The organism is Thermomonas sp., assembly GCF_025993755.1.
GTDB lineage: Bacteria > Pseudomonadota > Gammaproteobacteria > Xanthomonadales > Xanthomonadaceae > Thermomonas.
The window spans coordinates 1-12,795 of sequence record NZ_JAMQHN010000136.1; the positions used below are offsets into that span (position 1 = coordinate 1).

Sequence of the window (12,795 nt, forward strand, 5' to 3'; positions counted from 1 at the left end):
GAATTTCGACAAGCTCGGTTTCAGCGACCACTTCATGTGGCGTTTCAACAAGGTGCTCGAGCAGCCGCACGGCATCATCCTCGTCACCGGCCCGACCGGCTCGGGCAAGACCACCACCCTGTACACCGCGCTGTCGCGCCTGAACACGCCGGGGGTCAAGATCATCACGGTCGAAGACCCGATCGAGTACCAGATCGAGGGCATCAACCAGATCCAGGCCAAGCCGCAGATCGGGCTGGATTTCAACAATGCGTTGCGCGCGATCGTCCGCCAGGATCCGGACATCATCATGATCGGCGAAATGCGCGATCTGGAAACCGCGCGGATCGCGATCCAGTCGGCGCTGACCGGCCACCTCGTGCTCTCGACCCTGCACACCAACAATGCCGCCGGCGGCATCACCCGCATGCTCGACATGGGCGTCGAGGACTACCTGCTGACTTCCACCGTCAACGGCATCCTTGCCCAGCGGCTGGTGCGGCGGCTGGAACCGACCCACGCCGAGCGCTACCTCGCCACGCCGGAGGAAATCCAGAAGTTCGGACTGCGCAAGTTCCATCCGGACGGCGAGATCTACCTGTATCGGCCACGCCCGTCCGAGCTGTCGCCCACCGGCTACCTCGGCCGCACCACCATCATGGAATTGCTGGTGATGGACGACGAGATCCGGCGCGCGGTGATGCGCCACGCCGGGATGGAGGAGATCGAACGCCTGGCCCGCCGCAGCGGCATGCACACCATGTACGACGTCGGCATCGCCAAGGCGCTGCGTGGCGAAACCACCATCGAGGAAGTGCTGCGCGTGACCGAGGGCAATTGATCCCATGGCGCTGTATCGCTACAAGGCGCTGAACGCGCGCGGCGAAACCCTGACCGGGCAGATGGAGGCCGCCAGCGGCGCCGAGGTGGCGGCGCGCCTGCAGGAGCAAGGCCATCTTCCGATGGAGGCCAGCCTCGCTTCCGAAGCCGGCGGCGATTACAACTGGCGCGCGCTGTTCAAACCCAGGCCGCTGGCCGGCCCGCGGCTGGTGCAGTTCACCCAGCAGCTGGCAACCCTGCTCGGCGCCGGCCAACCGCTGGATCGCGCCCTCACCATCCTGCTCGAGCAGCCCGACGACGACGCTTCCAGGCAGGTTCTGGGGGACGTCCGCGACACCGTGCGCGGCGGCGCTTCGCTGTCCTCGGCGCTGGAACGCCACCACGATACCTTCGGTCGCCTGTACGTGAACATGGTGCGTGCCGGCGAGGCCGGCGGCAGCCTGCAGGACACCCTGCAGCGGCTGGCGGACTATCTCGAACGCGCCCGCGCGTTGCGGGTGCGGGTGACCAACGCGCTGGTCTATCCGGTGATCCTGCTGGTGATGGTCGGGCTGTCGCTGCTGTTCCTGCTCGGCTACGTGGTGCCGCAGTTCTCGGCGATGTACGACAGCCTCGGCGCCGACCTGCCGTGGTTCTCGCGGCTGGTGCTGGGCGTGGGCGATTTCGTGCGCAATTGGTGGATCGTGGTGTTGGCGGTGCCGCTGCTGGTGCTGCTGTGGATCGATCGCAAGCGCCGCGACCAGGAATTCATGCTGCGGCTCGACGGCTGGCTGCTGCAGAACAAGCTGGCCGGTCCGCTGGTCGCCAAGCTCGATACCGCGAGACTGGCGCGCACGCTGGGCACCTTGCTGCGCAACGGCGTGCCGATGCTGTCGGCGCTGGGCATCGCCCGCAACGTGGTCGACAACCGCGTGCTGGCCGCCGACGTGGAAGCCGCCGCCGACGAGGTGCGCAACGGCCGCGGACTGTCGCTGGCGCTCGCGAAGGGCAAGCGCTTCCCGCGGCTGGCGCTGCAGATGATCCAGGTGGGCGAGGAATCCGGCGCGCTGGACGCGATGCTGCTCAAGACCGCCGACACCTTCGAGCAGGACACCCAGACGGCGATGGATCGCCTGCTGGCGGCGCTGGTTCCGGCGGTCACGTTGCTGCTGGCGGTGGTGGTCGGCGTGGTCATCCTGTCGGTGCTGGCGCCGATCTACGACCTGACCAATGTCGTCGGCTGAATGAAGGGGCGTGATTCCGCGCCCAGCGACCGACGTCGTTTCGCCACGGATGGCCGCGATCACGCACAATGCGTTGTTGATTTCAATCCAGAGGCATCCATGCGCAATCCTCAGCTGATTCGACCGGTTCCACGGGCCACCCAGAGCGGTTTCACCCTGATCGAGATCATCGTCGTCGTGGTGCTGATCGGCGGCATCGTCGCTTTCGCCGCTTCGCGCATCCTCGGTGGCGGCGACCGCGCCAAGGTCCGGCTGGCGCAGGCGCAGATCCAGACCCTGGCCGACAAGGTGCAGGAATACCAGAACGACACCGGCACCCTGCCGCCGACGCTGGATGCGCTGGTGAACCAGCCGGGCGACGCGCAGGGGTGGCTGGGGCCGTATGCCAAGCCCGGCGACCTCAATGATCCCTGGATGCACCCGCTGCAGTACAAGGTGCCGGGCGATGGACGACCGTTCGACCTGATCAGCTACGGCGCCGATGGCCAGCCCGGCGGCGACAGCGTCAACGCTGACATCAAGTTCGAGTAAACCCGCCCGCTGCCATGCGCGCAAGCAAGCAGCCCCCCGGATCGTGGCGAAGCGGCGCGGAGCCGCCGCCGCTGGTGGCCGGCTTGGCTGGCGTGCGGGGGTTCACCCTGCTGGAAATCCTGGTGGTGATGGTGCTGATCGCCGCCGGCAGCCTGCTCGCGGCAGGTATTTTCAACGGCGGCGGGATGCGTGGGGCGAAGCTGCATACGGCAGCGCGCGAGGTGGCGGCACAACTGCGCTTCACCCGGGCGGCGGCGATCAGCAGCGGCCAGCCGCAGGAATTCAGGATCGACCCGCACGCGCGCTCCTGGAGCGCCGCCAAGGGGCGTCACGGCAGCCTGACCTCGACCGGTGAACTGGTGTTCGTCGGTGCGCGCGCGCAGCAGGGCGCGGACGGCGAGGGCGTGGTCCGGTTCTTCCCCGACGGGGCGGCCACCGGCGGCCGGATCCGGTTCCTTGCCAATGGCGCCGGCTGGGACGTGGACGTGACCTGGCTGACCGGCGAGGTGCGCGTGCGCCGCACGCAAGAGCGTCGATGAGTCTGCGGCTCCAGGCATCGCGTCGTTCCGGATCGGGCCCGTCGTGCGCGCGCCGGCAGGGCGGCTTCACCCTGCTTGAGATCATCGTCGCCTTCGGCATCCTCGCCATCGGCCTGACCCTGCTGCTGGGCACGCTGTCCGGCGCCAGCCGCCAGCTGCGCGACGCCGGCGATGCCGGCAATGCGGCGCTGGTGGCCCAGTCCCTGCTGGCCAGCCATGCCGAACTGCTGGTCCAGCCCGTGCGCCTGAGCGGGGATGCGGAGAACGGTCGCTATCGGTGGCAACTCGAGGCGACGCCCTGGCAGGATCCGAGCCTGCGGGGGGTGAAGACCCCGGTCGACGCTGGCGCCGCGCACCTGCTCCACGTCCGGCTCGACATGGAATGGGGCGAAGGCGGCCCGCGCCAGCAGTTGCATCTGTCGACGTTGCGGCTGGCGCTGCCGCCGCGCGATCTGGAAATGCGATGAACCGGCCCGCGCGAATCGGCGATCGCAAGATCCACCGTGACGGCGGCCTGCTCCGTCGATCCGCCGCTGCCGGTTTCACGCTGCTGGAAGTGGTGCTGGCAACCGCGCTGCTGGCCGCCGCGCTGGCGCTGGCGTTCGGCATCCTGCGCGCGGCCGGCGCGACCGTGGAACGCGGCGAAACCATTGCCGCCCGCAACGAACGGATTCGCGCCGTTTCAAGTTTCCTTCGTGCACGCATCGCCGGCAGCGAGGGCATGGTGTTCGGCCTGGATCCCGGCAGCGGACGCTCGCTGCGGTTCGAGGGCGACGAGCGTTCGATGCGGTTCGTCGCCAGCCTGCCCGATTATCTCGGGCGCGGCGGGCCTTATCTGCATGAAATCAAGCTCGGGCAGGACGCGGGCAAACGCGCGCTGATGGTGGATTTCCGCATGATCCAGGGCGATGAAATCCTGCCGCCGGAGCGGCCGCCCGAGGCGCTGGCCAACGACGTTGCCGAGGTTGAATTCGCCTACCGGTCGGTGGATGCCGCCGGCAACCTGGGGCCGTGGCTGCCGCGCTGGACTGCCACCGATGCCCTGCCGCAGCAGGTCCGGGCACGGATTCGCGATGCCGGTGGTGCGTGGCCGGAACTGGTGGTGGCGATCAAGATGTCCACGCCGGTGCCCGATGCGGGGCAGGGGGGAGGTCCATGAAGCGCGCACAAGGTGCCGCACTGCTGATGGTGCTGTGGATCATCCTGATGTTGGCCGGGCTGGTGTCCGGCTATGCGCTGAGTGCGCGGGTCGAATCGATGCAAGGCAACGGGCTGGCGCGCGAACTGGCGGCCCGCGAAGCGGCGCGGGCGGGCGTGGAGTACGCCGTCAAGCGAATGCTCGAGCCGAATGCCAATCGCCGCTTCGCCGCCGACGGCCGCGTCAACCGCCTCGTGTTCGAAGGCACGCCGGTGGATGTCGAGGTGCGCGACGAGACCGCCAAGATCGACCTCAACGCCGCCGCGCCCGAACTGCTGCAGGCCTTCTTCCAGGCGCTGGGCGAGCCGCGCGAGCGCGCCGTCAAACTCGCCCTCGCCATCGTCGATTGGCGCGATCCCGACAGCCTGACCCAGCCAGGCGGCGGCGCGGAGGATGCCGACTACGCGGCCGCCGGGTTGGCCTGGGGCGCCAAGGACGCGCCGTTTTCCAGCGTTTCCGAACTGGAGCAGGTGCTGGGCATGCGTCCGGCGCTGTTCAAGGCCGCGGCGCCGTTCCTGACCGTCTATACCGGCAGCGCGATGCCGGATCCGCAGTTTGCCGACGGCATCGTGCTTCAGGCGATGGGGATGAACGGCAAGATTCCAGCCGCCGATCCGGATGCACCTCCCCGTCCGGGCAGCGGAACGTATAGTATCGACAGCCGTGCACGACGCACCGACGGGCGCATCGCCCGGATATCGGTGGTCTTGCGAATGGGAGGCAACGGTTTGCCGGGATCGACATACACACCCCTGCGCTGGCAGGCGGACGGAGGGTGGCAGTGACCGCTGCCGCTTCCCTGACTGCGTCCGGCGCCCGGCTTGGCAGCGGACTGCGCGGTTTCTTCGATTGGTGGGGTGCGGGCCTCGCGCAGTGGTTGCCGGCGCGCCTGCGCGCCGTGCTGGCGGCGCGCGGCGATCGCCTCCTGCTGGTGCCGCAGGGCGATGAACTGCTGCTGCAGCGCTGGCACGAGGGGCAGGTCAGGGAACTGACGGCGTTGCCGCTGCCGCTTCCTTCCGACCGTGACGCGCTCGATGGCGTGCTGCGCGAACCGCTGGCGGAACTGCCGCGCTGGCTGCTGCTGCCGGCCGCGCAGGGTCTGCGTCGCCCCCTGAACCTGCCGGCCGCGACGCGGGATCGGCTGCGCGCCGTGCTGGGATTCGAGATCGAACGACAGACGCCGTTCGCCGCCGATGCGGTGCTGTATGACGGCCGCCTGCTCGGCGAACGCGCCGACGGTTCGCTGCAGGTGGAACTGGTGGTGGTGCCGCGCCAGCGTTTCGACGCCGTGGGCGCGCGGCTGGGAGGGTTGGGCGCACGTCTGGCCGGGATCGACCTTGCCGACGGCGAGGGTCGGGCGCTGGGCGTCAACCTGCTGGCGCCGGCGCAGCGCTTCCTTCGTCGCGATCCCTGGCGTTGGCTGAATCTGGGGCTGGGGCTGGTGGCGCTGCTGGCGCTGGTGCTCGGGCTGCATCAACTTCTGGCCAATCGGCGTGCGGCCGCGGTTGAACTGCAGGCGACCATCGCCCGGCGCCAGACGCAGGCGCAGGGGATCAGCGCCGCCCGTCAGCGGGTGGTGGATTCGGTCGAAGGCGAAACGTTCCTTCGCGCCTTGCGCAGCGGAAGGCCGGCATCGGTCGAGGTCATGGAAGCCCTGGCGCAGCGCATTCCCGAGGGTACCTATCTGGAGAAACTGTCGATCGAAGGCAACCAGCTGACCATGATCGGCCTGTCGAACCAGGCGGCCGCACTGGTCGGGCAGCTGGAGGGCGCGCCACAGTGGACCTCGGCGGCGCTCAGCGGCGCGCTGCAGGCCGATCCGCGTTCGCGACTCGATCGATTCACCATGGTGGCCCAGCTTGCGAAGCTTGGGGCGCCAGCGGCCGCGCCGGCCGCACCGGCGCCGGCGGCGGCCGGGGAGGAGGCCGGTGATGCGCGCTGAGCCGAACCGCTGGTACGCGCTGCTGTTGCTGCTTGGCGTGCTCGGGCTGGCCTACCTGCTGGTGCTGCGGCCGCTGTTCGCGGTGCCGCTGGCCGAAGTCGAGGGCAGGATCAGCGATTTGCAGATGCGCAATGCGCGCCTGCGCAGCCTGCTGCTGTTGCGCCCGCAAATCGAGAAGCGCCTGGCCGATCTGGATGCCGAGGGCAGCGGTTTCCTGCCCCAGCCCAGCGCCGAACTTGCGACCGCGGCATTGGTCCAGCAGCTCGAACAGGTGGTCAGCGAGGCAAGTCCCGGCAGTCGCGGCTGCGCCATCGTCAACCGCGAACCGCTGGCGGACGATCGCCAGCAGGAGCGCTATCGCCGGGTGACGGTGCAGGTACGACTGCGTTGCGGCAACGCGGAGACCCTGAAAGTGCTGCACGCGCTGGAGTCGGCGCGTCCCTACGTATTCGTCGACAACCTGCAGATCACCGCGCAGCGGTATTTCGCGGTGCCGGGAAGCAACGAGCCGCAGGAAGGCGGTCTCGACGTCAGCTTCAATCTCTACGGCTACGTGCTGCCGTATCCGGAGGCCGCCCGTGGCCGTTGATCGCAGCGACAACCGCCACCTGCTCCAGGCCGGCCCGCTGACCTGGCTGCTGGCGGCCATCTGCGGCTGGGCGCTGCTGTTGTGGCTGTCGGCCCTGTTCGGGCTGGGTGGCCGGGCTGGATTGGTGAAGTCGCCCAAGTCGATGGCGTTGCCGCCGCCGCTGCCGGCAGCGAGCGAACGGATCGGTCCGCTTTCGGACTACCCGCAGGCCGCCCAGCACCCGTTGTTCACCCAGGATCGCCGCCCGCGCGCCTTCCTTGCCGCCGGTGCCGATGCGGCCGTCGCCGGCGCCGGTGGCGGCGACCTCGATTTCATTCTGACCGGAACCCTGATCACGCCCAGCCTGCGGCTGGCCGTGCTGCAGCCCAGCGCTGGCGGCGATGCCCAGCGCGTGCGCGAAGGCGAGGTGCCCGAGGGTGCGGCCGGATGGCGGCTGATCGAAGTGCAACCGCGACGTGCGGTGTTTGAAGGCAGCGGTGGCCAGATGACCCTGGACCTGCGCACCTTTGGCGCCCCCGGCGCGCCACCTTCGGCAACGCCTGCGGAAGCCGGCAGCAACGCCGCCGCACAACCGCCGGCAGGCGATGATGCGGCGACTGCCACGTCGGTCGAAGACATTCGTCGCCGCATCGAGGAACGACGCGCCCAACTGCGCGCGCAGGGCGAAATTCCGGCCGATGCTGGCCCACCACCTTCACGGCCGATGTCGGGGCCGGACAGACGATGACCGAAGCCAAGATCATGAAACCCGAACGCACTTTGTCGAGATTCCGCCCACTGCTGGCCGCCCTGCTGGCGGGTCTGCTGGCAGCCTGCGCCAGTGCGCCCACCGCACGGATGGAACGCAGCGAACAGGTGACCAACCAGAGCACCCTGCCGCCCGATGCCAACGCCATCCGCCGCGATGTGCTGGAGGAACTCGGCAACGAAAGCCCGCGCCCGGTGATCCGCCGCGGCACCGCGCCGCGCATCAACGACCGCGTTGCCGCGCTGCCGCCGCCGGCTTTGGCCAGCAGCGGTCAGGCCACCTTCAATTTCGAGGGCGAATCGGTCCAGGCGGTGGTCAAGGCGATCCTTGGCGACATGCTCGGCCAGAGCTACAGCATCGCGCCCGGCGTGCAGGGCACGGTGACGGTGGCCACCCAGCGGCCGGTCGGCGCCGCCGGCGCGCTCAGCCTGCTCGATCAGGTGCTGGCGCAAAACGGCGCGCGCATGGTTTACAGCGACGGCCGCTACAACATCGTGCCGGCCGACCAGGCGCTGGTGAACGGCGTGGTTCCGCGCACCGGCTCGCCGGCACTGGCGCGCGGCTACGAGTCGCGGGTGATCACCCTGCGCTACATCTCGGCCGCCGAGATGGAGAAAATCCTCAAGCCTTACGCGCGCCAGGGTTCCATCGTCAGCGTCGATTCCGGACGCAACATCATCACGATCGCCGGCACCCGAGCCGAGCTGGAGAACTACCAGCGGACCGTGCAGATTTTCGACGTCGACTGGATGTCGAGCATGTCGGTGGGCGTCTATCCGCTGCAATCCGGGCGCGCCTCCGACGTGGTGCAGGATCTGGAACGGGTGTTCGGTGAGCAGGGCCATACGCCGGTTGCGGGGATGTTCCGCTTCATGCCGCTGGATTCCACCAATTCGGTGATGGTGATCACCAGCCAGCCCGCCTACCTCGACCAGATCCAGCAATGGATCGATCGCATCGAGGGTGGCAGCGGCGACGGCCGCCTGTTCTCGTATGAGCTCAAGTACATTCGCGCCCGCGATCTGGCCAACCGACTGGCCGAGGTGTTCGGCGGCGCTCCCGAGCGTGACGGCGGCGGTTCCGGCCCGGTGTCGATGATGCCGGGTCTGGAATCGACCGAGATCCGCGACTCGGGCGTCGATGACCGTTCCGGCGGCTCGGCGGCCACGATCGGCGGGTCGCGCGAGGGCGATGCCGGCGGCGTTGGCGGCGGCACCGGCGTCGGGCGCGGCGAAGGCGCCAGCCTCCCGCAGAACACCGCTTCCGGCGGCAGCCGCGTCACGCTGCAGGTGGATGGCAGCCGCGTCGGCGTGTCGGCGGTAGACGACACCAATTCGCTGCTGGTACGCGCCACGCCGGGGCAGTGGCGCTCAATCCGGCAAGTGATCGAACGTCTCGACGTGATGCCGATGCAGGTCCACATCGAGGCCCAGGTGCTCAGCGTCGCCCTCAAGGGCCAGCTGCAGTACGGCGTGAACTGGTTCTTCCGCAATTCGCTGCCGACCGCGCTGCTGCCGTATCCGACCGGGCGCAACAGTTTCGGCGGCTATGCCGGCAGCCTGACGCCACCAGCGCTGGGCGGCGACAGTGCGCTGAGCTGGACCTTCCTCGGCCACAGCGCGGCCGCGATCGTCAACGCCCTGGACAGCGTGACCGACGTGCGCACGCTGTCCTCGCCGTCCGTGCTGACCCAGAACAACCGCGAGGCCACGCTCAACGTCGGCCAGAAGATTCCGATCGCCTCGGTCAGCTTCAATCCGGCCATGGGCGGCGCCAACGGCACCTACAGCCAGGTCCAGTACCTCGATACCGGCATCATCCTGAAGGTGCGCCCGCGCATCACCCGCGACGGCATGGTCTTCCTCGACATCGTGCAGGAAGTCAGCCGGCCGACCGGCATCGCCGACGCCAACGGCAATGTTCGCATCGACACCAGCCGGGTCAGCACCAGCGCGGTGGCGCCCAGCGGCGAGACCGTGGTGCTGGCCGGCCTGATCAGCGACGGCACCACACAGGGCTCCTCCGGGATGCCGGGGCTGAGCCGGATCCCGGTGCTGGGTGGACTGTTTGGCCAGCAGGGCAACAGCAAGACGCGCGACGAACTGGTGATCCTGATCACGCCGACGGTGGTGCGCGATCCGCTGGAAGCGCGCGCCCTGACCGACGAATATGGGCAGCGTTTCCGCGCCCTGGAGCCGATCTACAAACCCAAGCAGTGAGCCCGTCCGGCGCGTCCCCGCCCATCGTCCTGGTGCCGGTCGGCAGCGATGAGGGCGCGCTCGATGCCTGCCTCGCCGCGCTGGATGCGGGGACGCCGGCCGGCACCCGCGTCTGGCTGGCCGACAACGCGCAGTCGGGTCCGCGCGGCGGTGCCCTGATCGATGGCTGGCTGGCGCGTACGCGGCTGCAGGCGGCCTATACGCGGCGGGCGACGCCGGTGTCCGAGGCGGCCCACCTGGACGAGGCGCTGCGCGCCTGTGGAAAAGCGAACGTCGCGATTCTCAGCCACGATTCCCGGCCGCTGCCGGGTTGGCTGGATGCGCTCTCCGGCTGTTTCGAGCGCGAAGCGTTGATCGCGACAGCGACGCCCTGGTGCAACGCCGGCGAGACCGCCGCCTGGCCGCGGGTCGGGGATATCGAACTGGAACTGCCATCACCGCAGAGATTGGCCGACGCCTGCCGACAGTTGCCTGCCGAAGCACCCGGGCTTCCGGCAGCCGTCGCGCACGCGGTGCTGCTGCGTGGCGACGCCTGTGAGGCGGCCGGAGGCCTGGATGCGGTCAGCTTCCGTTCCTGGCCGGTGGCGCTGGCCGACCTGTCGCTGCGGCTGGAAGGGTTGGGCTGGCGCAACGTGCTGTGTCCTTCGGCATTCGTCCTGCGCGATGGCGAGAGCGTCCCCGGCAATGGCGACATGGACGCGCTGGCGGCGCGCTGGCCGAACTGGAATGCGCGGATCGCCGGCTTCCTGATGGACGATCCGCTGCGCGCGCTGCGGGAGCAGTTGAGCACGGTCCTTGCAGGCGATTCCCGGCAGTCCCCGCAACTCGACCTGTTTCCGGGCGTGGCGTGAACTGCGCCGACATCGCCGCCGTGGTGGTGTCCTGGGACAGCGAGGAAACGCTCGACGGCTGCCTGACGCGGCTGCGTGGCGCCGAGGGCGTGGCCGAAATCCGCGTGGTCGACTGCGGCTCGACCGATAGCACCCTCACGATCGTGCAGCGGCACGCGGTGGCCGATTCCAGGTTCCACTTCATCGCCAATCCGGATCCGCCCGGACTGGGCGCCGCGCGCAACCAGGGCATCGCGGACTGTCGTGCTCCCTGGCTGGCGCTGCTGGATGCGGGCTGCCTGATCGAGCCCGATGCGCTTGCGCGCCTGCGCGATCTTGCTGCGCGGTACAACGCACTGGTGGGGGCCGATCTCGCGGATGAGTCAGGCGTTCGCGATCCGGCGGCGCGACTGGACGCCGGGCGTGGTGGTCCCGCCGGATGGTGGCGCTGGCTGGAATTGGCGCCAGCGGTCGCGACCCATGAAGAAGTGCAGGATGTTGCTGCGGTGTCGGGTGCGGTGATGGTGTTGCCGCGCGTGCTGTTCGATACGTTGAACGGGTTTGATCCGGCTCTGGCCACCGGAATCGCGAACCTCGACCTGTGCCGGCGTGCACGCGCCTCCGGCGTGCGGATTGCATGCGCGAACGCGGTGCGGGTCACCCACGTACGGGGCATGCTCGCGCGAACGCATCCTGTTCACCTGATCTGGCATCGGCGCTTCGATGCCTCGCGCTTTCTTTGGCGTCGGGGCTCCAAAGCCTCAGCCCTGCTGGCATGGCCACGCATCTGGGTGGGCTTCCCGCTGGACCTGCTGCGCGTCCTCGCGCGCGTCGGTTCCGCGCCATGAGGTAACGCCGCAGGGCTCGACGCTGCGCTCCAGGAAGACCTTGCCTTCAGTCTTTCTCGTGCGCGTGCAGCATCGTGTCCAGCGCAAGGTTGGAGTGCGCGTAGGCGCCGCCGGCGCGCATTTCGGCCGCGACCCAGATCGCCTCCATGATCTGCGCTTCGGTGGCGCCGTGCTTGAGCGCCTCCGCGGTGTGGCCCTTGATGCAGTACGGGCACTGGGTGGTGTGCGCCACCGCGACCGCGATCAGCTGCTTGGTGGCGTTGGGCAGCGCGCCGTCGGCGAACACCGCCGCGCTGAAATTGCGAAACGCTTCCAGTTGCTTCGGCGCCAGCTCGCGGCGTTTGCGCGACAGCTCGCCCCCCGGGGGCGGATACATTGCGTTGTCCATGACGATCCTGTTTTCGATTGGCCTTTGCGAGTGTGCGATCGCGAGCGTGTGCGGAACGTGAGCCCGAAGCGGCCTTTCAGCGGTGGCGGTTGATCGTGTCGCGCAAATCGCGCGCCGCTTCCGCCGCCGCCTCGGCATAACCTTCGCCGGAGGACGCATACAGGATGCCGCGCGAGGAGTTGATCATCAGGCCGGTGCCGTCGGCGGTCCTGCCGTTTCTCACTACCGCCGCCACGTCGCCGCCCTGGGCGCCAACGCCTGGGATCAGCAGCGGCATGTCGCCGACGATGCCGCGGATCACCTTCAACTCCTCCGGGAAGGTGGCGCCCACCACCAGCGCGCAGTTGCCGTCCACGTTCCAGTCGCTCGCAATGGTGCGGGCGATGTGCTGGTACAGCGGTGCGCCATCGATCAGCAGTTCCTGGAAGTCGCGCGCGCCGGGGTTGGAGGTATGGCAGAGGAACACGCAGCCGCGGTCGTTGTACGCAAGGAACGGTTCGGCGGAATCCTTGCCCATGTACGGGTTGAGCGTGACCGCGTCCGCCCCGAAGCGCTCGAACGCCTCGCAGGCGTACTGCGCCGCCGTGCTGCCGATGTCGCCGCGCTTGGCGTCGAGGATCACCGGCACGTCGGGATGGGCGCCGTTGATGTGCGCGATCAGCCGCTGCAATGCGTCCTCGCCGCCGTTGTTCGCGGCGAAGTAGGCGATCTGCGGCTTGAATGCACAGGCGTACTCCGCCGTGGCATCGACGATGTCGCGGCAGAACGCGAACAGCGCATCGTCGTCATCGACAAAGCGATCAGGAAATTTCGCCGGATCCGGGTCGAGGCCGACGCAAAGCAGGGAGTCCGCCTGCTGCCAACGGTCACGCAGTTTGTCGATGAAGCCCATGTCGTTGCCCTTGCTCGAAGCCCTCCCCT

General features: G+C 68.9%; 15 protein-coding genes. 13 read left to right on the forward strand and 2 right to left on the reverse strand.

The genetic code is table 11. The features are described from left to right. From Q0X16_RS09770 to Q0X16_RS09830, 13 genes are all read left to right on the forward strand, one after another. A partial coding sequence (locus tag Q0X16_RS09770; RefSeq protein WP_297833562.1) for an ATPase, T2SS/T4P/T4SS family occupies positions 1 to 820 on the forward strand: 820 nt, incomplete at its 5' end. Positions 821 to 824: 4 nt separating this feature from the next. Beyond that, positions 825 to 2,042 (forward strand): type II secretion system F family protein, encoded by a 1,218-nt coding sequence (locus Q0X16_RS09775; protein WP_297833563.1) that lies wholly within the window; start codon positions 825 to 827, stop codon positions 2,040 to 2,042. Positions 2,043 to 2,141: 99 nt separating this feature from the next. Then, positions 2,142 to 2,573 carry a type II secretion system major pseudopilin GspG gene (gene gspG, locus Q0X16_RS09780; protein ID WP_297833564.1) on the forward strand — a complete coding sequence of 144 codons (432 nt, stop codon included), beginning with the start codon at positions 2,142 to 2,144 and terminating at the stop codon, positions 2,571 to 2,573. 14 nt (positions 2,574 to 2,587) lie between these two features. After that, positions 2,588 to 3,112, forward strand: coding sequence for a GspH/FimT family pseudopilin (locus Q0X16_RS09785; RefSeq protein WP_297833565.1), 525 nt, complete (start codon positions 2,588 to 2,590; stop codon positions 3,110 to 3,112). Next, positions 3,109 to 3,579, forward strand: coding sequence for a type II secretion system protein (locus Q0X16_RS09790; protein WP_297833566.1), 471 nt, complete (start codon positions 3,109 to 3,111; stop codon positions 3,577 to 3,579). The genes Q0X16_RS09785 and Q0X16_RS09790 overlap by 4 nt, the downstream gene beginning before the upstream one ends. Further along, positions 3,576 to 4,271 carry a general secretion pathway protein GspJ gene (locus tag Q0X16_RS09795; RefSeq protein ID WP_297833568.1) on the forward strand — a complete coding sequence of 232 codons (696 nt, stop codon included), beginning with the start codon at positions 3,576 to 3,578 and terminating at the stop codon, positions 4,269 to 4,271. Before Q0X16_RS09790 ends, Q0X16_RS09795 begins: the two co-directional genes overlap by 4 nt. Further along, positions 4,268 to 5,095: a type II secretion system protein GspK gene (locus tag Q0X16_RS09800; RefSeq protein ID WP_297833570.1), complete on the forward strand. Its 828-nt coding sequence runs from the start codon at positions 4,268 to 4,270 to the stop codon at positions 5,093 to 5,095. The genes Q0X16_RS09795 and Q0X16_RS09800 overlap by 4 nt, the downstream gene beginning before the upstream one ends. After that, the gene (locus Q0X16_RS09805; RefSeq protein WP_297833573.1) at positions 5,092 to 6,252 is read left to right on the forward strand and encodes a PilN domain-containing protein; all 1,161 of its coding nucleotides are present in this window, start codon (positions 5,092 to 5,094) and stop codon (positions 6,250 to 6,252) included. The genes Q0X16_RS09800 and Q0X16_RS09805 overlap by 4 nt, the downstream gene beginning before the upstream one ends. After that, entirely contained in the window at positions 6,242 to 6,841 is a 600-nt protein-coding gene (gene gspM / locus Q0X16_RS09810) for a type II secretion system protein GspM (protein ID WP_297833575.1), read from the forward strand. The genes Q0X16_RS09805 and gspM overlap by 11 nt, the downstream gene beginning before the upstream one ends. Further along, the gene (locus tag Q0X16_RS09815; protein WP_297833577.1) at positions 6,831 to 7,568 is read left to right on the forward strand and encodes a general secretion pathway protein GspN; all 738 of its coding nucleotides are present in this window, start codon (positions 6,831 to 6,833) and stop codon (positions 7,566 to 7,568) included. Before gspM ends, Q0X16_RS09815 begins: the two co-directional genes overlap by 11 nt. Then, the gene (gene gspD, locus Q0X16_RS09820; RefSeq protein ID WP_297833579.1) at positions 7,565 to 9,808 is read left to right on the forward strand and encodes a type II secretion system secretin GspD; all 2,244 of its coding nucleotides are present in this window, start codon (positions 7,565 to 7,567) and stop codon (positions 9,806 to 9,808) included. Before Q0X16_RS09815 ends, gspD begins: the two co-directional genes overlap by 4 nt. Then, complete coding sequence (locus tag Q0X16_RS09825) at positions 9,805 to 10,659, forward strand: glycosyltransferase (protein ID WP_297833581.1); 855 nt, start codon at positions 9,805 to 9,807, stop codon at positions 10,657 to 10,659. Before gspD ends, Q0X16_RS09825 begins: the two co-directional genes overlap by 4 nt. Positions 10,660 to 10,679: 20 nt before the next feature. After that, a complete protein-coding gene (locus Q0X16_RS09830; RefSeq protein ID WP_297833711.1) occupies positions 10,680 to 11,486 on the forward strand; it encodes a glycosyltransferase in 807 nt (268 codons plus the stop codon). Positions 11,487 to 11,532: 46 nt separating this feature from the next. On the opposite strand, the gene Q0X16_RS09835 is transcribed toward Q0X16_RS09830, so the two are convergent. Then, complete coding sequence (locus tag Q0X16_RS09835; protein ID WP_297833583.1) at positions 11,533 to 11,874, reverse strand: carboxymuconolactone decarboxylase family protein; 342 nt, start codon at positions 11,872 to 11,874, stop codon at positions 11,533 to 11,535. A 76-nt stretch (positions 11,875 to 11,950) separates the two neighbouring features. After that, on the reverse strand, positions 11,951 to 12,766 hold the full coding sequence (gene pyrF / locus Q0X16_RS09840) for an orotidine-5'-phosphate decarboxylase (protein ID WP_297833713.1): 816 nt from the start codon (positions 12,764 to 12,766) through the stop codon (positions 11,951 to 11,953). Positions 12,767 to 12,795 lie beyond the last annotated feature (29 nt).